This is a genomic window from Hymenobacter citatus (genome assembly GCF_014333615.1).
Lineage (GTDB): Bacteria > Bacteroidota > Bacteroidia > Cytophagales > Hymenobacteraceae > Hymenobacter > Hymenobacter citatus.
The window spans coordinates 197,829-218,864 of the sequence record NZ_JACSCY010000002.1; the positions used below are offsets into that span (position 1 = coordinate 197,829).

The window sequence follows — 21,036 nt, forward strand, 5'->3', positions numbered from 1 at the left end:
AAACTATGATAGGATACATTGAAAAGTATTTCTGCAACTATAGTAGCAGTGTTCTAGCGATTTTGGTAATGCTAGTTTTGCATGCTCAGCATAGTATCGCGCAAACACCCGGCGAGCAGCTATTAAATTATAATAAACGTGCGCTGACTGAGAAAATATACTTGCACACTGATCGAAATACATACCTCAGTGGCGATGTTATATGGTTTAAGCTATATATAGTTGATGGTACGAATCACCAGCCATTGAATTTGAGTCGGGTAGCGTATGTGGAGGTCCTGAATGATGCCGATCAGCCAGTAATACGGGGTAAAATTGCAGTGAATAAGGGGCATGGGAATGGTTCGTTTACTTTGCCTTATCCTACTATTTCGGGGCGTTATAGAGTCAGAGCCTATACCAGCTGGATGAAGAACTTCAGTGCCGATTACTACTTCCATACAGCCATCGATGTGATAAATCCAGCAGAAGCAGTGTCTCATGTTGCAACTGCCTCGGCTGCTAGTGCATACGATGTGCAGTTTTTTCCCGAAGGCGGTAGCTTGGTACAGGGTATAACCAGTAAAGTAGCTTTCAAGCTAACCGACCAATGGGGACGCGGTGTGACAGGCAAAGGAGAAATTCTAAATCAGCAAGGGAAGAGAGTTGCAACGTTTGAGTCGCAACACCTAGGAATGGGCTTTTTTGAATTGACTCCAGCCAGTACACAAGACCTGTATACGGCTGTAGTACAGATAGGTAGCATACGCATTAGAAAAGAATTGCCAGCTGCCCAAGCCCAGGGAATTGCTCTGCGGTTGATAGATGAATCGCCTACCCAACTCCGCATGGTAGTGCAAACGGGGAATACAGAATTGGTTGAGCCAGTTCTACTGCTGCAACATACACGGCAGCACCCACCTACGCTGACTAGCGGACAACTAGTGAATGGGCAAGCTGAATTTTGGGTAGACAAGCAGAAGCTGCCCGAAGGTATCTCGCATTTTACCGTGTTCAATGCCGCTGCACAACCGGTTTGTGAGAGGTTGTACTTTAAGGCGCCGCAACACACGCTTCGGCTTAAAGCGGCAACTACCACCCGCGTTTATGGTAGCCGGCAACGAGTAATAGTAGATATTCATACAACAGCACCAGCAGGCCAGTCAGAACCCGCAAATGTCTCGATAGCCGCATATCGGGTTGATTCTTTAACGAGCGGTAATCCCACGGCGTCTATTGACAATTATCTGTGGTTGACTTCCGATCTTAGAGGCTGGATAGAACAGCCGGAGTATTATTTTACAGGTACCACTGCTGCTACTGCAGCTGCCGACAACCTCATGCTAACTCAGGGCTGGAGCCGTTTTACGTGGCAAGATGTACCAACCAGCTCAAAGCCAACAGTAGTATACTTGCCCGAACAAACTGGGCATCTGCTACAGGGAACCGTACTGAAGCGTGGCACCGACGAACCTAGCTCGAATATCACAGTTTATCTGGCCAGTCCTGATAAAGTAAAACGACTCTACAATAGCGTTAGTAAGATAGACGGCTCGGTATTATTCGAGATGGAAGACTTTTATGGACCTCGAGAGGTAGTAGTGCAACCCAATAATAGTGTAGACAGCACTTATTATGTTGTGCTAAAGGATCCATTCTCGCTGCAGTATAGTACAAACTACTCGGCCAAAAGGGTGAGTTTAACGCCAAGAATGATCGATTTGCGTCGAGACTATGTAGCACAACAGGTAACAGCAGCTTTGCCCTTAGTTTCTCAAATACATTATCGTTGGCCAGAAATTGATAGCACTGCATTTTACGGGAAACCGGACCATTCGTATCAGTTAGACAAGTACGTACGCTTCAAAACGATGGAGGAAGTGATGCGAGAGTACATACGGGGCGTACAGGTACGCAATCGTAAAGGCAAGTTCCGTTATATGTTATATAATCACGTAGATAACACCTTGTTCAAAGAGAATCCGTTGGTGATAGTGGATGGTGTGCCAATGTTTGACCTGAATGCAGTAATAGCTATTGATCCATTGAAAATAAAACAAATAGATGTGGTTACTGCTCGTTACTTTCAAGGCAATACTGCCTACAATGGTATTGTAAGTTACTCCACGTATCAGGGCGATTTGCAAGGCGTAGCCCTTGATGCTCATGCCCTGTTGCAGACCTACGACGGTCTACAATATCAACGGGAGTTCTACTCTCCTCGCTATGATACGAACCAAACTAAGCAGAGTCGCCTACCCGATTTTCGAAACCTACTATACTGGAATCCGGAGGTAGTAACTGGTTCTGATGGTAAGCAGGAAGTGGAATTCTATACTTCGGACCAGCCCGGTACCTACCGTGTGGTGGTGCAAGGTCTTTCCACCAACGGCCTTGCTGGCAGCACCAGCTACACATTTGAAGTGAAAAAACCTTTGTAGACGCAAGGAGAAAACCAACCAAAGAAAAGGCCCGATACGACTGTATCGGGCCTTTTCTTACAACCGAAGGGACGAAAAAGCTAGACCAATGTTGGTTGAACTGCCGTAGATGGCTGCAACGCGAATGCCTCGGCCAGCAGCTCGTAGGACCGGAGCCGGTCCTGGAAATCGTAGGTGATGGTGACGGCAATGATTTCCTCTACACCGTATTCAGCCGCCAGCTTTTCCAGCTGCATTTTCACTTGCAGGGGCGTGCCGCTCACCATGCGCTGGCGGTTGTACTCCAGACGGGCACGCTGGGCAGAGGCCAGCGGATAGTCGCGCACGGTGGCGTAGGGTGGAATGGGGCCGCGCATGCCGGTTTCGAGCAAAGTCATTTGCAGGGCCAGGGTGTCTTCCAGTTCCTGCGCCTTTTCCTCCGTATCAGCACACAGCACAAAAATGGCCATGCTAGCTTCGGGCCGAGGTAGGCGCGTGGATGGCCGGAATTTCTCGCGGTACTGCTGCACCGCCTCGGGGCCGCCGTGGGGGTTGATAAAGTGCGCGAAGGTGAAGGCCATGCCTAGGTAGGCCGCAAACAGCCCGCTTTGCCCACTGCTGCTCAACAGCCACAGCTCGGGTACAGTGTCAATCAGCGGGGCGGCTTTAATTTTGGTTTGGATAGTTTCTGGGTCGGCGCGGTCGGTGAGGTAGCGGTCCAGGTCCATGAGCTGCTCGATGAAGTCCTGCTCGCTGAACTGATTGCTGGGGTTGAGTACCTGCGCCGTGAGGCGGTCGGCGCCGGGTGCCCGGCCAATGCCCAGGTCGATGCGGTTGGGAAACAGGCCTTCGAGCAGGCGGAAGTTTTCGGCTACCTTCAGGGCCGAGTAATGCGGCAGCATCACCCCACCCGAGCCAATGCGGATGTGCTGGGTCTGCCCCGCTAAATGGGCCATTAACACCTCCGGCGTAGTGCCGGCCAGCGACTCGGAGTTGTGGTGCTCCGACACCCAGAAGCGGGTGTAGCCCAGGGCCTCGGCGTGCTGGGCCAGCTGCACGGTTTCCAGCAGGGCCTGCCGCGCCGTGCCGCCCTGCCTAACTGGCGACTGGTCGAGCACACTCAGGCGGATAGAAGAAGGAGTTTTCATGAGTAGTTTGCCAAGTATAACACGTCATTTCGACCAGCGGGAGAAATCTCGCGTGCTGATGTGAGACACTGAAATTACTGCCAAGCGAGGTTTCTCCCGCTGGTCGAAATGACGAACTGTATGAATTAACAGCCATCCCTACCCAAAGTTCTGCTCGGCTATAGCAGGCTCGCCTACCTCGTTGGTTTTGCGCAATGGGCGTTCGGGCACAAACCACGTGGCCGCCCAGCCCAGCGACGCCAGCACAATCACCACCAGATACACTCGGTGAATGGCCTTAGAAAACGCGTGGCGCACGGCGGGCGTGGGGCCGGCCGCGCTGGGCGCCGCCGCTAGCTCGGGCGAGAGGGTAGGACTATCGGAGGTAGTGGCGGCGGTGCGCGAAGCGGCACCGGCCGTAGCTTGAGCGGCGGCGGGTAGGGACTGAGCCAGCGTGAGCGTGAGCACCGTACCCAGCAGCGCCGTGGTAATGGCCCCGCCAATCTGCCGGAAAAACTGGCTGGCGGAAGTAGCCTGACCCATCAGCGGCTGCTCTACGGCATTCTGAATGGCCAGCGTATACAGCGGCATGGTAGGCCCCAACCCCAGGCCGCAAATGGCCAGATACACTAGCACGCGCGTGTAAGAAACGCCTTCGGGCATGGTAGCCAGCAGGCTCAGGCCTGTGAGCAATACCACGCCGCCGCCCAGCATCCAGCGCTTGTAGTGCCCAAAGCGCGACACCATCTGCCCGGCCACCACCGAGCCCGTTACAACCCCCAACGACTGCGGAATCAGGCTAATACCGGCCTTGGTGGCCGATACGCCCATCACATTCACCATAAAGAGCGGTACAAAAATGACGAGCCCCAGAAACGCCCCGCCCAACAGAAAAATAGCCACGTTGGCCGCCCGGAACACCGGGTTCTCAAATAGGCTAAAGGCCAAGATGGGATTGTCGGAGCGGAGGGAACGGAGCACGAACAGCACCAGCGATACGGCCGCTCCCACTAGTAGCCCCAGCGTGAGCGGGGAGGTCCAGGGGTAGGTGGCCTTGTTGAGCTGCAGGGCTACCACCAGCGGCACCAGCCCCACTAGCAGCAGCAGAGCCGCCAGGTAGTCGAGGCGGCGGCCGGTTTCCTGCGGGGCCAGCTTGGGCATGTAGGTGAGGATAAACCACAGGGCCAGCGCACCCAGCGGCAGGTTCACGTAGAATACCAGCCGCCAGCCCGCCACACCCGGAATCCAGCCGGTGCCGTGGTCGGTCAGCAACCCGCCCAAAAACGGCCCCAGCACCGACGACGTGCCGAACACCGCTCCTGTAAAGCCTTGGTATTTGCCCCGCTCGGCAGGCGGAAACAGATCAGCAATGATGATGAAGGCCAGCGCAAACAGCCCCGCGCCGCCCAGCCCCTGGATGCCCCGAAAAATGACCAGCTGGTTCATGCCGTCGCCCAGCAGGGGTAGGGGGCCAAACTCGCCCGCCAGCCCGCACAGTGCCGAGCCGATCAAGAAAATAATGACCACCGTAATTTCCAGTGTGCGCCGCGGGTACATATCGGCCAGCTTGCCGTAGATGGGTACCAGGGCAGTGCTGGCCACCAGGTAGGCCGTGGCCACCCATGTGAAGCGGTCGAGGCCGTTGAGGTCGGCCACAATGCGGGGTAGGGCGGTGGAAACGATGGTTTGGTCGAGCGCGCCCAGAAACATGGCCAGCAGCACGCCGGCCAGCGTCAGGAGTTTTTCGCGGTGGGAGAGGGTCTCCGTCATACGGGGGAGGGTAGGATTCCCGCAGAGGTACGCGCCCGGTGCGTGGAGGTTGGATGGACTAGCTGTTAGCCTTCGTTCTGAAAAGCTATTCGCTCATAGCCACTAGCTAACAGCTAAATCAACTCTATCTTCGCCCGCATGATTGCCACGAGTACCATTGCCCTATTGTGCGGGTTTGCCTTTCTGGCCGGTTTCATCGATTCCATTGTGGGCGGCGGCGGCCTGATTCAGACGCCTGCTATGCTCCTGCTGCTACCCGGTGTGCCGGTGCCTACGGTGCTGGGCACGGGCAAAGTATCGTCGATGATGGGTACGCTGATTGCCCTGCGCCGCTACGCCGGGCAGGTGCCCATTCGGTGGCGGGTGGTGGGACTGGCGGCGGGCACAGCGGGCGTATTTGCGCTGCTGGGCGCACGCGCCGTGAGCCACTTACCGCAAGATTTGGTGCGGCCGTTGGTGCTGGGGCTGCTGGTGGTTATTGCCGTGTATACCTTCTGGCGCAAGGATTTTGGGCAGCTGCACGCCCCGCGCCTGTCTGCCCGGCGCGAGCTGCTCTACGGCGTGCTGATAGGGGTAGGGTTGGGCTTCTACGACGGCTTTTTTGGTCCTGGCATGGGCAGTATGCTGCTATTTGCATTTGTAGGCCTGTTTGGCTACGATTTCCTCACGGCCTCCGGCTCGGCCAAAATGGTGAATGCCGCCACCAACTTCACCAGCCTCGCCTACTTCGCCATCACCGGCCAAATCATCTACCGCGTGGCCCTCCCCATGGCCGCCTGCAACATGCTGGGCGCCACCCTGGGCTCCCGCCTCGCCCTGAAAAAAGGGGTAGGCTTCGTGCGCGTGCTGTTTCTGGTAGTCGTCAGCGGCGTTATTCTGAAGCTGGCTTGGGAGATGTTTGGGGAAATGGTGAGATAGTGAAATGGTGAGTTGAAAAAGCATCTGTCATTCTGAGCTTGCGAAGGACCTTATGCCCGCAGAACAAGTCGTTGTTACGGTGGTCGTTCTCGCGTGAGAAGGTCCTTCGCAAGCTCAGAATGACAGACGCTTTTTCAACTCACCATCTCACCATTTCACTACTCACTCCCATACCCCGGAGCTGGGTTGCCCTGAGCGGCGCTGCCGCTGGGCACACCCATTTTCTCCTCGCGCTTACGCTGGTAGCGGTCAAACTGAGTAGGCGATAACACCTCCTTCAGCGCGGCCAGGCGCGACTGGCTCACATCTTCCACGATGCCAGCCATCTTGCGCAGGTCGCGGCGGTACTGGGCGCGGGCGGTTTCCACGGCCCGCATGCTGGTTAGGTTGATTTTCTGCACTTTCTCCACCTGCTGCGGATTCAGGCCCAGGCCTTTTTGCATATTGGCGGTGAGGGTAGTGGCGCGCTCCGTGAGCTGGGTTTCGTTGAGGGCCGGCGTGGCAGCAGCGGCAGCCGGCGTGGCGGTTCGGCTAGGTAGGGGCTTGGTATTCTGCGCCAGCAGGGTAGCCGGCGCGGCCAGTAAAAAGGCTGATAAAAGCAGGGAACTTGATTTCATATCGGATGTAAAACTACGGCAGAAAGCGAAAGGTAGGCTGGGCGTAAGCACGCCGGCTGTGCTACTTCCTCTAAAGATAGTGCCAGACTAATCGGCTATGCCTAACGCGCCCCGAGCTGTTTTGATGCCCGGCACCGCAGATTCTGTACGCGCCGGGCGCAACCTTTTCGGCGCACTTCGCATACAGCTTTCTATTATGAAGCGAGAAACCCGAAACAACTGGCTGACTGCCCTTGGCGCCGGTGCCGCGCTGGCCGCCGCTACCCTCTACACCAACCGCCGGGGCAGCTACGAGCTGCGCAACCGGGTAGTGCTCATCACGGGCGGCTCGCGCGGGCTGGGCCTGCTGCTGGCCCGCCAGGCAGTGGCCGAAGGCGCTAAAGTAGCCATCTGCGCCCGCGACGCCGACGAGCTGGAACGCGCCCAACGCGAGCTGACCGCCGAGGGCGGCGAGGTGGTAGCCCTGGTGCGCGACCTCACCGACCCCGTAGCCGTGCGTACGCTCGTGACGGAAGTGCAGGGCCACCTCGGCCCCATCGATGTACTCATCAACAACGCCGGCATCATCTCCACCGGTCCGCTCGACAACCTGGACGAGCGCGACTTTCAGGACTCGATGAACACGCACTTTTGGGCACCCCTGCACGCCATGCAGGCCGTATTGCCCGATATGCGCCGCCGCGGCGAGGGCCGCATCGTGAACATTGCCTCGCTGGGTGGCAAAGTGGCCGTGCCGCATCTGATACCCTACAGCGCCAGCAAATTTGCATTGGTCGGGCTTTCCGAAGGCTTCCGGAGCGAGCTGAGCCAGCACGGCATCAAGGTAACTACCGTGTGCCCTGGCCTGATGCGCACGGGTAGCCCGCGCAATGCCATCGTGAAGGGTCAGCACCGCAAGGAGTACGCCTGGTTTATGATTGCCGACTCCTTACCCGCCATTTCCATGAACGCCGAAACGGCGGCCCGCCAGATCTGGAACGCCTGCCGCCGCGGCGACGCCGAGTTGATCTTGGGTCTGCCTGCTAAGCTGCTGGCTACCTTCCATGGCCTGTTCCCCGGCCTCGCCGCCGACGTGCTGGGCTGGGTCAACCAAACCCTACCCGACCCCGCCGGCGACCTGGGCGACGTGCGCCGCCGCGGTAGCGAACTGGAATCGGATATCACGCGCTCCTGGATAACCACCCTGACGCAAGAAGCGGAGGAGGAGAATAATGAGGTGTAGGGCCTTGTTGCTAACAAGCCGTCTTTTTGTGAAACGAGGCTCCAATACGGTTTTGCATAAGCCGTGTTGGAGCCTCGTTTCAGCGTTTTTACTGCACTGACCTACACAAAGACAAGGGCATTAGACTTGTTCTTCGATTAAAATCCGCACGAAAAAGAACGTCCTGCTTCGACAAACGGACGCCAGATGAAGCAGGACAGACGTTCTTTTCAATTCTTATTCTTCAGGAACAAGTCTATTCTGTATCTGCTTCAAAAAATAGACAATAAGCTGTTGCAGAGATGAATAATTGGGCTGCCAGCAGGCCGCGTGTTGGCGCCTGTAGGTGCTTTGCTGAGTGGCAATATGTCGCGCATGTATTTTCCTACTGACATAGGCAAAAAGCGCGGTTGTTTTGTTTCTTTGCCTGCATGGCGCAACGGTATCCATTTAATTTATTCTGGATCATACTGTTGCTGGTATACCCCCTTGCGGGTGCTGGTCAAACCGTGCCGCTTCCCCCGGTTCCGGATAGTTTACGTGCCGTAGTATCTGCCACCAGTCCTCCCACGGCTGCGGCCTTGCTGCGGGTAGCGCAGGCCTATTTGGCACCGTTCGACTCGGCCGGCGTGGTAGGGTACGCACGCGCTGCTGAGCGCGCTGCGCGCCGGGCCCGGCAGCCCCACGTTGCCGGGCTGGCCCTGGACCTGCAGGGCGACTATTACCGCCAGGCCGGTCGGCCGGCGCTGGCACTGCCGCTGTTGCAACGCGCTGGGCAACAGCTTATTGGTGCCTCAGCCCGGCTGCAGGCCGAGACCCGCTACCACTTGGGCATGGCCCTGGGCGACCTGGGCCAGCCCGGCCGGGCCCTGGTGCTATACGGCGAAGCTGGCCGCCTGGACCCCACCAACAGCGAGTTGCAGGCACAGCTGCTAAACTCCACGGGCCTGATTTACGCCCGGCAAAGCCAGCTCGATTCGGCGGCAGCCTGCTTTTTCCGTTCGTTGCGGCGGGCCGAGGGGTTGCCGGCGGGTACTGGTCCCGCGGCCGCCACACTCGGTAATCTGGGGCGGGTATACCTGCGGCAGGGCCGCTGGCGCGAGTCGGCCCGCTACCTGCGCCGGGGCATGGCCCTGGAAGCGGCCGACCTCGACACGATGGGGCTGGCCTCCTCCTGGCAGTTCTTGGGCGAGGCGCTGCTGGCCCAGCCCGATAGCCTGGCAGCAGCGCTGGCCTGCTTCCGGCGCTCAGAGCGGCTGGCCCGGCGCAGCCACTTAGCCAACTACCTTCCCGCTGCCTGGCTGCTGTTGGGCAAGGCTTATGAGCAGCGTGGCCAGCTCGACTCGGCCCAGTACTATCTAACGCGGGCCGTGGCGGCCCAGCAGGCTCGTGGGGCGGCGGGTACGCTGGCCCCGGCCCTGATGGCGCTGGCCGAATTTAGGGGGCGGCGGGGCCAGTGGCCGGCCGCCGAGCAGGCGGCTCGGCAAGCCGAAGTGGCCTCTGGTACCACGCTGCCCCTGCGGGCTGAGGGCTGGGAGGTGCGCCGCCGCGCCGCCCTGGCCCGCCACGACTACCCGGCCGCCTACGCCGCCCTGGTGCGCCAGCAAGCCGTGCTAGACTCCGTACGGGCCCGCGACAATCAGCAACTCACGGAGCTGATGCGGGCCGCGTACGAAACCGACGAGGCTGAGGCCCAGGTAGGGGCACTGCGCCACGAGGGCGAACTGCTGCGCCTGCGCCAGCAGCGGCTGCTGTTGGTGTTGGTGCTGGGGGCAGTGCTGCTACTGGCAGGCGCGGGGCTGCTGCTGAGTGCCTACCGCCGCCGCCAGTTGCGCCAGGAGCTGGCCTTGCGCACCCGGCTCTCGGCCGATTTGCACGATGAAGTAGGGGGCTTGCTGACGCAGATTTCAATGCAAACCAACCTACTGGGAGCCGGCCTCTACTCGCCCGCCGAGCAGCAGGTGCAGCTGCAAGAAGTGGCTACGGCCAGCCGCGCCGCTGCTGCTCAGCTGCAAGACGTGGTGTGGGGCTACGATGCCCACAACGACACGACCAGCAGCCTGCTCGACCGCATGCGCGACTACGCCTACGAGCTACTAGGCAGTGGCGAACGGACCCTGCTCTTCACAGCCGACGCGGCCCAGCTGCCGCCGCAGCTACCCATGGAAACGCGCCGCGCCCTGTATCTGATTTTCAAAGAAGCCCTGCACAATGTAGCCAAGCACGCCCCGGCTGCCCAGCAGGTGAGCGTGACGCTGGCTGCCGCGGAAGCCGAGCTGGTGCTAACGGTGGCCGACGATGCCCCCGCCCCGGTTCGGGCGCCGCGGGCCAGCGGCCACGGGCTGCGCAACATGGCTGCCCGGGCCGAGGCGGTAGGCGGTAGTTGCAACGCGGGCTACAGCGCCGTGCCGGGCCACCCGGGCTGGGGCGTGCAGGTGCGCGTGCCGGTGGGATAGGGTAGGAGGGTAGGAGGTTTTGGGTCAACATTCCTGACCTGCCTGCGCCCTGCCCCGAGGTTGGAGAGGGTAGGGAGGTAGGGGCTCAGGGGGTACAAACTTCAACTAGTAGCAACTTCCAGACTCCCAACCTCCTACCCCTTCACCACTGGTACATCAAGATGTACTACCGCCGTATGGGGGTAGGGCCGTGCTTTGCAGACATGAAACACACCTACCTGCTCTGCGCGCTGTTGGCTCCGCTGGCCGCTACGGCCCAAACCGGCGGCGTGGGTATTGGCACGAGTGCGCCTGATGGCTCGGCCGTGCTGGAGCTGTCGGCGGCGAACAAGGGGCTGCTCGTGCCCCGGCTGGATTCGGCCGCACGCGTGGGCATTGCCAATCCGGCCACGGGCCTGCTCGTGTTCCAGACTGCGCCACGCCTGGGCTTCTATTACTACGGCGGCGCGGCCGGCTGGCTGTTTCTGGCTGATAAGGCCCGTGGCGGCGACAACCTAGGCAGTCACACCGCCACCCGTAACCTGAACCTGGGCGCCCACCAGCTGGTGGGCAACGGCGGCACAGCGGGCCTGGCCGTCAGCAGCATCGGCCACGTGGGCATCGGTACGGGTGGCACTGCCCCGCGCGGGCCGTTAGACGTGGCCAGCGCCGGCGACACGTATTTGGTGCGGGACCCCGCCAATAGCAGACTCCAGAGCGTGTACCTGCCCGGCCACCTGTACCTGGCCCCGTACAGCAGCGCCGATCCGGTGGCCTATGTGCAGGCCCGCGTGCCTAGTCCCACGCCCAGCACCAACCTGGGCCTGACCCTGCGCACCACTCATGCCGGCACGCTCACGGATGCCCTGACCCTGAACGCCGATGGCAGCGCCAGAACCGCTGGCCCGCTCAGCACCCAGGGTAGCGTAACGGTGCCTGCCACCAGCGCCTTCGCCTACGCCGCTCCCAAAGCCTACGTCCTGCACCTGAGCCGGGCCGACTTTACAGCGCAGAGCGGCGGGGCAGCGCGGCAGGACGGCGTCTTGCGTACGTTCTACCTGAGCAGTGGGGAAGGCGTGTTCGAGGCCCCGGTGCATCTTCCTCAAGGCGCTTCCATCACCAGCTACGACGTGTTTTTGCGGGATACCAATGCCAGCAGCCAGCTGACCGTGTCCCTGCAAGCGGCCGACTTCACGGCCAGCACCCAGATTACGCTAGGGGCCTTATCGTCGGTGGACAACGCCAATTACCAAACCATCAACCTACCGGTGAGAGGGGTAGTCGACAACACTATGTATAGCTACTTCCTGCTAGTACGCTTTCCTACCAACAGCGCCAACCTGAGCGTGGGCAGCGTACGGATACACTACACCATTACCCAGGCCGAGTAAGCCCCGGCCGGGCCGGGTCGCTGACGCTTTACAACGGGCCGGGCTTCGTTAGCTTCGCGGGTGGTAGCAGCACTGGAAAGTTGCTGATGCGCACCTACAATGCAGGCGGCACGTTCACCAACCGGGACTTCATTTTTTGGTATTTCAACCCTGATATTTCTACCGTTCTTTATGTCTATGTTGTTGACCCTGGCCATCATCGAAGACCTACCCGCCGTGCGCCGGGGGCTGGAAACTTACCTCTGCGCCCAGCCCGAGTTCAGCTGCACGCTGGTGGTGGGCTCGGTGGAAGAGTTTCTGGAAAAAGTCGGGCAGGAGGCTACGCCGCCCCGGCTGGTGCTCTCCGATATTGGCCTACCCGGCCGCTCGGGCATCGAGGGCGTGGCCCTGATCAAGCAGCGCCTACCCCACACCGAGGTAGTACTCCTCACGGCCACCATGGGCGACCCGGCCCGCGTGTTTCAGGGGCTGTGTGCCGGGGCGGTGGGCTTCTTTCTGAAAACCACCCCGCTGCCCGACCTCAAGGCGGGACTGCTGGCCGTGGCCGAGGGCGGCAGCAGCATGAGCCCGGCCGTGGCCCGCGAGGTGGTCAAGTACTTCCAGCCTGCCCCCGACCCCACGCAGGTGCTTTCAGCCCGCGAGCTGCAAGTGGTGCGCGCCATCGAGCAGGGCCTGAGCTACAAGCTGATTGCCGACCAGCTCGGCATCAGCCTCAACACCGTACGCCGCCACATCAAAAGCGTGTACGCCAAGCTGCACATCAACAGCAAAGGCGAGCTGCTGGCCCGCAACGTGCGCCGCGGTTAAACCCGCCCGGCAGGTACATCAAGATGTACTTTCGCCATATAAAGTAGGACGCGTGCTTTGTAAACATGAAAGCACTTCTCCTCCCTGCCCCTTGCCGGCTGCTGTTGCTTGTGCTGCTGAGCGTGCTGGCTGGCCCTACCCTGGCGCAAACGGGTGGTAGCGTGGGCATCGGCACTGCCACTCCGGACGCCTCGGCCGTGCTCGACTTGTCGGCCCCGAACAAGGGCCTGCTCATCCCGCGCCTGGACTCGGCGCAGCGCGTGCGCATCGCGGCCCCGGCCACGGGTCTGCTCGTGTTTCAGACCAGCCCGCGGGTAGGCTTTTACTACTACGCCGGCAGTGCCGCGGGCTGGCGCTACCTGCCCGACCAGACACGCAGCAGCGGCGGCGACAACCTGGGCAACGGGGTAGCCACCACCGTGAACCTGCAAGGCAATGCGCTGGTAGGCAATGGGGCCGAGCTGCCGGCCGGCGTGCGGGGGGTAGGCGTACGCGCTGATGGAGGCCTGAATGTAGGCCAACACACGCCAGGCGAGAATCTGTACCTGGGCTACCAGGCCGGGCAGGCTAACACGACCGGCTACTACAACCAGTTTATTGGCTACCAGGCCGGGCAGGCTAGCACTGCCGGCAATTACAACCAGTTTATTGGCTACCAGAGCGGCTATTATAACACGACCGGCAGCTATAATCAGTTCAGCGGCTATGGCAGCGGCTTTTATAACACGACGGGCGAACTAAATCAATTCAGCGGCTACGAGAGCGGTGTTTTTAATAGGGCGGGCAGCAATAACATATTTACTGGCTACCAGAGTGGCTACAACAACACGACCGGAAGCTATAATCAGTTTAGCGGTTACCAGAGCGGCTACAACAACAACGGTAGCTATAATCGGTTCGGCGGCTACCTGAGCGGCTACAGCAATACGACTGGTAACTTCAACGAGTTCAGCGGCTACCGGAGCGGCTTCTACAACACAACGGGCAGTAATAACTGGGCCTTCGGCTACCTGGCCGGCCCTACCACAGGCGACCTGACCAACGCCGGGGCTATCGGCAACCAAGCCCAGGTCAGCCAGAGCAACTCGCTGGTGCTGGGTGGCACGGGCCGCAACGCCGTGCGCGTGGGCATCGGCACTACGGCGCCGTATTCGCAGCTCAGCAACACGGCCGACAACGTGGTGGGCAGCGACGGCTTCGGCGTGAGCAGCCCCTCACTGACGTGGAGCAGTCCCGAGCAGGGCTACACGGCCGCCTTCTACAACGGCAACACGAGTGGGGCCGGTGGTGGGGCGCTGGCCGTGAAGGTGGCCTCGGCCTCGGCCGGTACCGCAGTCCTGGACGTGAGCCGGGGAAGCACGCAGAACGCCACGGGTACGACGCTGCTGCGCGTGCGTGCTGATGGTAACGTGGGCATCGGTACGAGCAGCCCGGCCTACATGCTGGATGTGGCCGGCACCATTCGCGGCAACAACGTGTCGCCTTCTGATGTGCGTTTCAAGCAGCAGGTGCGGCCGCTAACCGGGGCCCTGGCTGCGCTAACGCTGGAACGCGCTGGGCGTGGCCCACGGCGGGGTAGCCGGGGCCGAACAGGTAGGCTTGCTGGCACAAGAGGTGGAGCAGGTCTATCCGGAGCTGGTGAGCACAGATGCGCAGGGTTATAAGGCCGTCAACTACGCCCAGCTCACGCCTGTGCTGCTGGAGGCAATTCGGGAGCTGGCGGCCCAAAACGAGGTGCTACAGGCGCAGCTACGCCTGCAGCAGCAGCGCACCGATACCAGCACAACCGCCTTCGAGCAGCGCCTGCGGACCCTGGAGGCCGCCGCCGACCGCGCCGCCGTGCTCACGCTGCAAGCCCAACTGGCCCGGCTCCTGGGCGAAGCCCCGCCGTCTGCGCCAGCCCCCGCCGCCCGCTGATTCGCCTGTATTCTACGTCTCATCGCCTACCCTCCTTATTAGCACGCTACCCTTTATGAAAAAGGCATTTCTGATACCCCTGGCCTTCCTGCTGCTGGGCTACCGGCCGGCGCGGGCCCAGCAGGAGCGGGTGGGCATCGGTACCCTCAACCCAACCCAGACGCTCGACGTGAATGGCAACCTGCGTGTGCGCCCGCTCAAGCCGCCCGGCGGCAACCAGCTACTGGTGGCCCAGCCTGATGGTACCCTGGGCCTGAGCCAGCCGCTGTCGGCCACGGCGGGCCTGGGGCTGTATACCCAGGTGGCCAGTACCTCCCCCGTTACGGTAGGACCCGTCAGCGGCACGGCCTACACGCAGGTAGCAGCAGCCGGGCGCTACCTGTTCGTGGCCGGCGGCAACCAGTTCCGCGCCTACGACGTGCAGGCCGTTCCCACCGTACCCGCTTTCTTAACCAACACCACGGCGTCCGGCACCATAGGGGCGCTGGCCGTCAGCGGCAGCGCCGTGTACGCGGTTAATTCAACGGAGCTGGAAATATTCAGCCTTTCCAGCAGCTCCCCCCTGTCACTCTCCCGCCAACGTTCCGTGCCGCTGACTCCGCCCGGCACCACGAGCACCACCATCTACGATGCCGTACTGGCCGGCGGCTACCTCTACGTGGCGGCCAGCTTCAGCGGCTCCAGCTACGGCACCGCCGCAGTAGTGCGCGTCTTCGACCTGACCAACCCCTTGCAGCCTGTGGCCGCCGCCACGCTGCCGCTGGGCCTGACCGGCCGGGTGCAGCTGGCGACCGACGAAAGCCGCGGCCGTTTGCTGGTGGTCCCCGATGCCGGCTCCTTGCAGGTGTACGCCCTGGCCACGCCGACAGCGCCTACCCCTGTGCTGATTGCCACGGCTCCGGCTACGGCGCCGCGCCTACCCACCTTTGAGGGAGGGGTAGCGGTGGTGGGCGGCATCCTGTACGGGGTCAACAACGCCACCACCCCGCCCACCCTCGACGTGTACGACGAAGCCAGCCCGGCCGACCCCTCGCAGCCCGCGGCGCTGGGCGCGGTGCGCCTGCCCAAGAAGGTGCGCGGCCTGGCTGTGGCCGGCGAATATGCCTACCTGCTCACGGCCGATGCCAGCAGCTACGAGCTGGTGGCGGTGCGGGTGGCGGCCCCGGCCCTGGTGGGCCTCGACGCGGCCGGTAACGTGGCCAGCGTGGCGCCGGTGCTGCCACCCACCGACAACCTGGGCAACCACCGCGCCACCCAAAACCTGAACCTGGCGGGCTTCCAGCTCGTGGGGAACGGCGGTAGCCAGGGCCTGCGCCTCGACGCGAGCGGGCGGGTAGGCGTGCTGACGGCCCCCAGCAACAGCTTCCGCCTCGACGTGGGCGGGGCGTTGCGCACCACCAATATGGCGGTGACGGGCACCCTCGCCACACCGACGCTCACAGCCAGTACCAGCCTAAGCACGCCCAGCCTGCTGGCCCCCGTTACCGGCGCGCACCCGTGCCTGGCGGCGGCCACCGGCCAGGTAATCGTCAGCGGGAACAACACGGCGAGCAGCGGCAGCGACAATTACTCGGTGGCGCGCACCGGCACGGGCACCTACCGCCTCACGTTCACGGCCGGCCCGCTGGCAACGGGCAATCTGCAGGCGGCCGCCTTTTTGGCCGCGCTGGTGGGCACCCCGGGGTTCGTTACGTTCACCGCCTCCACTACCAATCCCTACATCGACGTGTACACCCGCAACCCCAACGGGACGCTGACCGACCGGGACTTCACTTTCAGCGTGTTTCTACCTTAATCCCAGCCCGACCTTTTCTTTCTACCCACGCTTTTTTCTGATATGACTACACCTTCTACCCTCTTATGGTGGCGAATGGGGCTGTTGCTAGTGAGCTTGCTGCTGAGCGGCACCGTGGCCCTGGCCCAGCACATTGGCATCGGCACCAACGCCCCAACCCAAACCCTCGACGTGAACGGCAACCTGCGCGTGCGGAGCCTGAGCAACCCTGGCAGCAACGGTCGCCTGCTCTCGGTGCTGCCCGATGGCACACTCACGGCGGGCGAGCGGCTGGGCACGCTGTCGGGCCTGGGGGCCAGCTCGCAGCTGCTGCCCTCGCCTGTGCTGTCCCCGATACCTCTGGGCAACAACACGTTCTATGCCGATGAGGCAACCGACGGCCGCTACTTATACATACTGGGCGATAACGAGGTGCGCGTGTACGACATGGCGACGCCCACCCAACCCACGCTGGCGGCCCAGCCGACGGCCTTGCGCCCCAATGCGGGGGGGATACGGCTAGCCGTGGCCAACGGCTACGCCTACGTCGTCAACGGCACCGATATGATGGACGTGTACCAGCTTACCACGCCCACCACTTTTACCTTCCGGCGCACCATCGTCAACCGGCCGGCCGGGGCCTCCGCAACGGCGTACATGGACATGACGGTGTCCGGCAACTACCTGTATTACGTGGGTAACTTCCCCGGTCTTAGCCCGACTGTTAAGCTGCTGACCTATGACCTGACCGACCCGGCTAATCCTGCGCTGCTGAACATGCTGGACGTGCCCAATAGCCGGGGGGAAATCCGCCCCGTACACCTGGCCGCCGACGAGCGCACCAATACGCTGTACGCCCACATCGGGGGGTACCCCTATTCACTATACCAAATGGCCGCGCCGGGTGTTCCTACGACGCTGCGCACCACCGGCTCCTCGAGCAGCACGAGCCCGCGCCTGCTGCTGAAAATGAGCATCTTGGGCGGAACACTCTACCAGATAAATGTCGACGCGCAGCAGCTCCACATACTCGACGTAAGCAACAGCCCGGCTTCCCCTCAGGATATTGTCACGATACCTACGCCCGCCCGCGTGTATGGCATAGACATTATCGGCCGCTACGCTTACCTTTTCAGCCAATCGAGCAGCGGGTATGCCATCTACGCGGTTCAGGTAGGGGCGCCCTCGGTGCTGGCCTTCGACCCCAACGGTAACATCAGCACCCAGTCGGCGGTACTGCCCACCATCTCTGACAATCTGGGCAACCACACGGCCGTGCAAAACCTGAACCTGGCCAGCTACCAGCTCGTCGGCAACGGCGGCGGCAGCGGCCTGAGCATCAGCAGCAGCGGCCAGGTGGGCATTGGCACCACCACGCCCGCTGCTACCCTCGACGTGAACGGCGCCACCCGCGCCACCAACCTAACGGCCACCGACGCCGTCCAGGCCGGTACGGTGCTAGCCAGCACCAACGTGCAAACTTTTGCCGTGCTCACGCCCGCCACCGGCAACCACAACATGCTGGTGCAGGCCTACGGCTCCATCGGCAGTGCGGGCAACGCCTACGGCTCTACCGACAACTATTCTGTGAACCACACGCCCGGCAGCAACACCTACCGCATCCGTTTCACCCCCGCCAGCGGCCTGGGTTCTACTACCCTCAGCGCCGCCGTGGTCAACCTCACGCTCTACGGTACCAACCCCGGCTTTGCCACCTACACGGCCACCGAGTCGGGTAGTATCGACGTGACGACAACCAACGCCAACGGCCAGGCGGCCGAGCGGGGCTTCAGCTTTACCGTGTACCTACCCTAACCCGTCATCGCTATGCAACAATTCATTTCAATGGCGGGTCTGCTGCTAGGACTCACGGCAGGCACCGCCGCCGCCCAAACCCTTACGACCACCGCCGGCAGCAGCCTGACCGTGCAAAGCGGCGCCACGCTCTACGTGGTGGGCGGCGTGCAGCAGGCCAGCGGGGCTACCCTCACCAACGCCGGCACCGTGCAGCTCACGGGCGACCTACTCAACGCCGGCACGCTGACTTCGCCGGGCCTGCTGTTGTTCAGCGGTAGCCAGAATCAGACCTTCTCGCCCGGCTCCGCTACCGTAGAAAAGCTGACGGTGGCCAACACCGGTGGCGCTGGCAATAACCGCCTGCTGCTACCGGCCGACCTCACCATCGGCACCCAACTCACGCTCACGCAGGGCTTGCTGCGTACCCAGGGTAGTGCCACCCTGCTGATCCCCAACGGCGCCCGCGTGGAGGGCGAGGCCGACGGCCGGTACGTACAGGGCCGTCTGCAAGTGAAGCGAACGGCAGTAAATGGCACCGTGGACTTCACCAACGGCTTCACGCTCACTACCAACGGCCAAAACCTAGGAACTGTGACAGTAACGCGCACGGCGGGTCTGCAACTAGGTGGGGTCAGCTACGGGCAGAGCGGTACCAACCAGGGCATCGACCGGATGTGGCAGGTGGAAGCTACCCAGCCGCTCGGCCCAGCTACTCCGGCCACCGTGAAGGTGAGTTGGGTGGCCGACGACGACCACGGACTGACGCTGCCGACCACGGCGCAGCTCTGGCGTGCCGAGCAAGGCACGGGCCCGTGGGCGCCGCAGGGCGCGCCGGTCAGCGTCAGTGCCCGTTCGTTTACGGCCAGCGTTGGGCAGCTGGGTATGCTTACCCTTAGCAGCTCCAACCAGCCCCTACCCGTGGAGCTGGTGCGCTTCACGGCCGAGCGCCGCGGTGCCGCGGCGCTGTTGCGGTGGAGCACCGCCTCGGAGGTGAACAACGACCGATTTGAGGTAGAAGTGAGCGAGGACGGGTACGCGTTTCGGCGTATTGGCCAGGTGTCGGGCCACGGCACCAGCAGCCTACCCCACGAGTACCAACTACTTGACTCAGAGCTGGCTCGCTACGGGGCGGCGCTGGTCTACTACCGCCTGCGCCAGGTAGACCACGATGGCACCACCCACTTTTCGCCCGTGCGCACCCTAGTTGTCAGTGGGCAGCTGGAGCTGGCTTTGTTTCCAAACCCAACCAGTGGAGCTACCACACTAACGGGTGCGCTACCCGGCGCAGCGGTGAGCGTGTACGATTCTATGGGCCGCCTGGTGCACACGAGCACCACCGATGCAGCTGGCTCGGCCCAGCTACGACTGCCGGCTGGTAGCGCCGCGGGTGTGTACATGGTGCGAACTGGTCAGCACGCTTTGCGCCTAATAAGGCAATAGGTAGGCGGTAGCTATTCTCTCATGGGCTTTGCTTAGCCTCCACAATCCATCCGCTGCCGTGCTGGGCCGGTCTAAACCGTGACGCAGGAAGTGAAGAAACGGGAAGGGTAGCGCAAGAAGTTGAGCAGTGCAAACTACTCAGGTCCTCAATCCGTTATGTTGAGGACCTGAGTAGTTTCCGTATATTCCACCAACAAACCAGGTCAAACGCATGAAAACCATCTCGATTCTCCTTGCTAGCGCTGCGCTGCTTTATATCTCGGTTTCAGCCGCTGCTCAAACAGCTCCGAAGCCAAAGACCAAAACGACTACATCTTCTCAACCGCGCACCAGTAAGAAAGCAGCTTCTAAAAATCTGGCTGTTATTAGAGACACGGCTGCTTTCCGCCGTTCGAGCCGACCCGACGCGATACCACTACGAGTACGGCCTACAAATAGTAAGTATGAATAGAGGATTCTGGCAGTATCGGGCTAGCGTAATCTAATAATTTGTCACATCGCCTTGCCGGCCTCGCCGTCGACGTATTGGACTATATCTGCCCGGCCCCGTCGGCGTGTGCCGCTGCGGCAGCGAAACCCACGCGCTCCTGGCCTGAATAATTATGCTGACGCAGGAAGCAGAAGAGAAGTAGGCATTTCTACTACTTCAAGGAATAAAGTAGCTTCGAATACTGGTGAAAGCGGGTTATTATCATTGCAGTGCTTTGTAGAAAGATGAGCAGCACAAGTGATTTAGTAGATTTGATTAGCGCCCCTGTCTAAGGAGTCGTTGTAGCGTGTTGGTGACCCGAATAGCTTGCTGTCGGCCGGCATCTTTGCCAGCACACGCTTCAAAAAAGACGGGCGCGTAAAAGCGGGCGCTCCGAATCGATTTCTTGTCGATGAACCATAAGGTGACGTCCTCTCCATCCTCCACGACACACTTCCCCAAAACTCTTCTTGCTTGCTCGTCACTTTGGACCGACCACAAAAGAACAGGCTTCAAGCTTTGCCAGCTATATCGAAGCGAATCAGATGCAATTGGTTGGGGCAGTAGGTAGCGGTTTGTATCGGGCGTGGTAGCACGAAAACGCGCTTCTTCCTTACTGAATTTCTGTACAAGCTGACCAGGAAAATAATGGCCAAGTATATTCCGGTATGGGCTGCGATAAGTGAAGAAAGCAAGTCGACTATGATGGATAGCCAGGATAAGGTAGCTCGCTGACTCGTTCCAGACGGAACTGCTTTGGTAGACGATTGTACTGTCAAAGTTTTGCTGAAAGAAGGTATGTAGAGGAGTCGTTACTTGTGCCTGGCTTGGAAAGGCAGCACGCAACAAACCAAGTGAAAGAGCAAAACGAATCCAGTAGGAGAACATGCAGATGCGGAAAGTGCAATGGGGTATTATGAAATGAAAGCCATAATTCCTCCAGGAAGGTACTTACTGAGTAGATAGTAGGCTCA

Annotated in this window: 15 protein-coding genes; 11 read left to right on the forward strand and 4 right to left on the reverse strand. The window is 61.0% G+C overall.

Annotation, left to right across the window (positions count from 1 at the left end):
* Positions 1–5 precede the first annotated feature (5 nt).
* Complete coding sequence (locus tag H8B15_RS03150; RefSeq protein WP_187318208.1) at positions 6–2,420, forward strand: hypothetical protein; 2,415 nt, start codon at positions 6–8, stop codon at positions 2,418–2,420.
* An 80-nt stretch (positions 2,421–2,500) separates the two neighbouring features.
* On the opposite strand, the gene H8B15_RS03155 is transcribed toward H8B15_RS03150, so the two are convergent.
* On the reverse strand, positions 2,501–3,547 hold the full coding sequence (locus H8B15_RS03155) for an LLM class flavin-dependent oxidoreductase (protein WP_187318209.1): 1,047 nt from the start codon (positions 3,545–3,547) through the stop codon (positions 2,501–2,503).
* A 138-nt stretch (positions 3,548–3,685) separates the two neighbouring features.
* Complete coding sequence (locus tag H8B15_RS03160; RefSeq protein ID WP_187318210.1) at positions 3,686–5,296, reverse strand: MDR family MFS transporter; 1,611 nt, start codon at positions 5,294–5,296, stop codon at positions 3,686–3,688.
* 138 nt (positions 5,297–5,434) lie between these two features.
* On the opposite strand from H8B15_RS03160, the gene H8B15_RS03165 reads away from it, so the two are divergent.
* Entirely contained in the window at positions 5,435–6,214 is a 780-nt protein-coding gene (locus H8B15_RS03165; protein WP_187318211.1) for a sulfite exporter TauE/SafE family protein, read from the forward strand.
* A gap of 158 nt (positions 6,215–6,372) precedes the next feature.
* Here H8B15_RS03165 and H8B15_RS03170 read toward each other — a convergent pair whose 3' ends face one another.
* Positions 6,373–6,831 carry a hypothetical protein gene (locus H8B15_RS03170; RefSeq protein ID WP_187318212.1) on the reverse strand — a complete coding sequence of 153 codons (459 nt, stop codon included), beginning with the start codon at positions 6,829–6,831 and terminating at the stop codon, positions 6,373–6,375.
* Between the two features lie 196 nt (positions 6,832–7,027).
* On the opposite strand from H8B15_RS03170, the gene H8B15_RS03175 reads away from it, so the two are divergent.
* The 9 genes from H8B15_RS03175 (at position 7,028) to H8B15_RS03215 (ending at position 19,593) form a co-directional block, all read left to right on the forward strand.
* A complete protein-coding gene (locus H8B15_RS03175; protein WP_187318213.1) occupies positions 7,028–8,053 on the forward strand; it encodes an SDR family NAD(P)-dependent oxidoreductase in 1,026 nt (341 codons plus the stop codon).
* A 410-nt stretch (positions 8,054–8,463) separates the two neighbouring features.
* A complete protein-coding gene (locus tag H8B15_RS03180; protein WP_187318214.1) occupies positions 8,464–10,488 on the forward strand; it encodes a tetratricopeptide repeat-containing sensor histidine kinase in 2,025 nt (674 codons plus the stop codon).
* A 203-nt stretch (positions 10,489–10,691) separates the two neighbouring features.
* Entirely contained in the window at positions 10,692–11,858 is a 1,167-nt protein-coding gene (locus H8B15_RS03185) for a hypothetical protein (protein ID WP_187318215.1), read from the forward strand.
* Positions 11,859–12,029: 171 nt separating this feature from the next.
* The gene (locus H8B15_RS03190; RefSeq protein ID WP_187318216.1) at positions 12,030–12,665 is read left to right on the forward strand and encodes a response regulator; all 636 of its coding nucleotides are present in this window, start codon (positions 12,030–12,032) and stop codon (positions 12,663–12,665) included.
* A gap of 65 nt (positions 12,666–12,730) precedes the next feature.
* Entirely contained in the window at positions 12,731–14,329 is a 1,599-nt protein-coding gene (locus tag H8B15_RS03195) for an autotransporter outer membrane beta-barrel domain-containing protein (protein WP_187318217.1), read from the forward strand.
* Positions 14,304–14,582: a hypothetical protein gene (locus tag H8B15_RS03200; protein WP_187318218.1), complete on the forward strand. Its 279-nt coding sequence runs from the start codon at positions 14,304–14,306 to the stop codon at positions 14,580–14,582. Before H8B15_RS03195 ends, H8B15_RS03200 begins: the two co-directional genes overlap by 26 nt.
* A 55-nt stretch (positions 14,583–14,637) precedes the next feature.
* Entirely contained in the window at positions 14,638–16,377 is a 1,740-nt protein-coding gene (locus tag H8B15_RS03205) for an LVIVD repeat-containing protein (protein WP_187318219.1), read from the forward strand.
* A gap of 42 nt (positions 16,378–16,419) precedes the next feature.
* Positions 16,420–18,171, forward strand: a complete 1,752-nt coding sequence (locus tag H8B15_RS03210; RefSeq protein WP_187318220.1) for an LVIVD repeat-containing protein — start codon at positions 16,420–16,422, stop codon at positions 18,169–18,171.
* 12 nt (positions 18,172–18,183) lie between these two features.
* Entirely contained in the window at positions 18,184–19,593 is a 1,410-nt protein-coding gene (locus tag H8B15_RS03215) for a T9SS type A sorting domain-containing protein (protein ID WP_187318221.1), read from the forward strand.
* A gap of 745 nt (positions 19,594–20,338) precedes the next feature.
* Here H8B15_RS03215 and H8B15_RS03220 read toward each other — a convergent pair.
* Positions 20,339–20,950: a hypothetical protein gene (locus H8B15_RS03220; RefSeq protein WP_187318222.1), complete on the reverse strand. Its 612-nt coding sequence runs from the start codon at positions 20,948–20,950 to the stop codon at positions 20,339–20,341.
* Positions 20,951–21,036: the final 86 nt, after the last annotated feature.

Coding starts and splice junctions, on each gene's coding strand:
- H8B15_RS03195 (WP_187318217.1), top strand. CDS start 12,731: ATGAAAGCACTTCTCCTCCCTGCCCCTTGCCGGCTGCTGTTGCTTGTG.
- H8B15_RS03155 (WP_187318209.1), bottom strand. CDS start 3,547: ATGAAAACTCCTTCTTCTATCCGCCTGAGTGTGCTCGACCAGTCGCCA.
- H8B15_RS03205 (WP_187318219.1), top strand. CDS start 14,638: ATGAAAAAGGCATTTCTGATACCCCTGGCCTTCCTGCTGCTGGGCTAC.
- H8B15_RS03165 (WP_187318211.1), top strand. CDS start 5,435: ATGATTGCCACGAGTACCATTGCCCTATTGTGCGGGTTTGCCTTTCTG.
- H8B15_RS03175 (WP_187318213.1), top strand. CDS start 7,028: ATGAAGCGAGAAACCCGAAACAACTGGCTGACTGCCCTTGGCGCCGGT.
- H8B15_RS03215 (WP_187318221.1), top strand. CDS start 18,184: ATGCAACAATTCATTTCAATGGCGGGTCTGCTGCTAGGACTCACGGCA.
- H8B15_RS03210 (WP_187318220.1), top strand. CDS start 16,420: ATGACTACACCTTCTACCCTCTTATGGTGGCGAATGGGGCTGTTGCTA.
- H8B15_RS03160 (WP_187318210.1), bottom strand. CDS start 5,296: ATGACGGAGACCCTCTCCCACCGCGAAAAACTCCTGACGCTGGCCGGC.
- H8B15_RS03170 (WP_187318212.1), bottom strand. CDS start 6,831: ATGAAATCAAGTTCCCTGCTTTTATCAGCCTTTTTACTGGCCGCGCCG.
- H8B15_RS03220 (WP_187318222.1), bottom strand. CDS start 20,950: ATGTTCTCCTACTGGATTCGTTTTGCTCTTTCACTTGGTTTGTTGCGT.
- H8B15_RS03185 (WP_187318215.1), top strand. CDS start 10,692: ATGAAACACACCTACCTGCTCTGCGCGCTGTTGGCTCCGCTGGCCGCT.
- H8B15_RS03180 (WP_187318214.1), top strand. CDS start 8,464: ATGGCGCAACGGTATCCATTTAATTTATTCTGGATCATACTGTTGCTG.
- H8B15_RS03150 (WP_187318208.1), top strand. CDS start 6: ATGATAGGATACATTGAAAAGTATTTCTGCAACTATAGTAGCAGTGTT.
- H8B15_RS03190 (WP_187318216.1), top strand. CDS start 12,030: ATGTCTATGTTGTTGACCCTGGCCATCATCGAAGACCTACCCGCCGTG.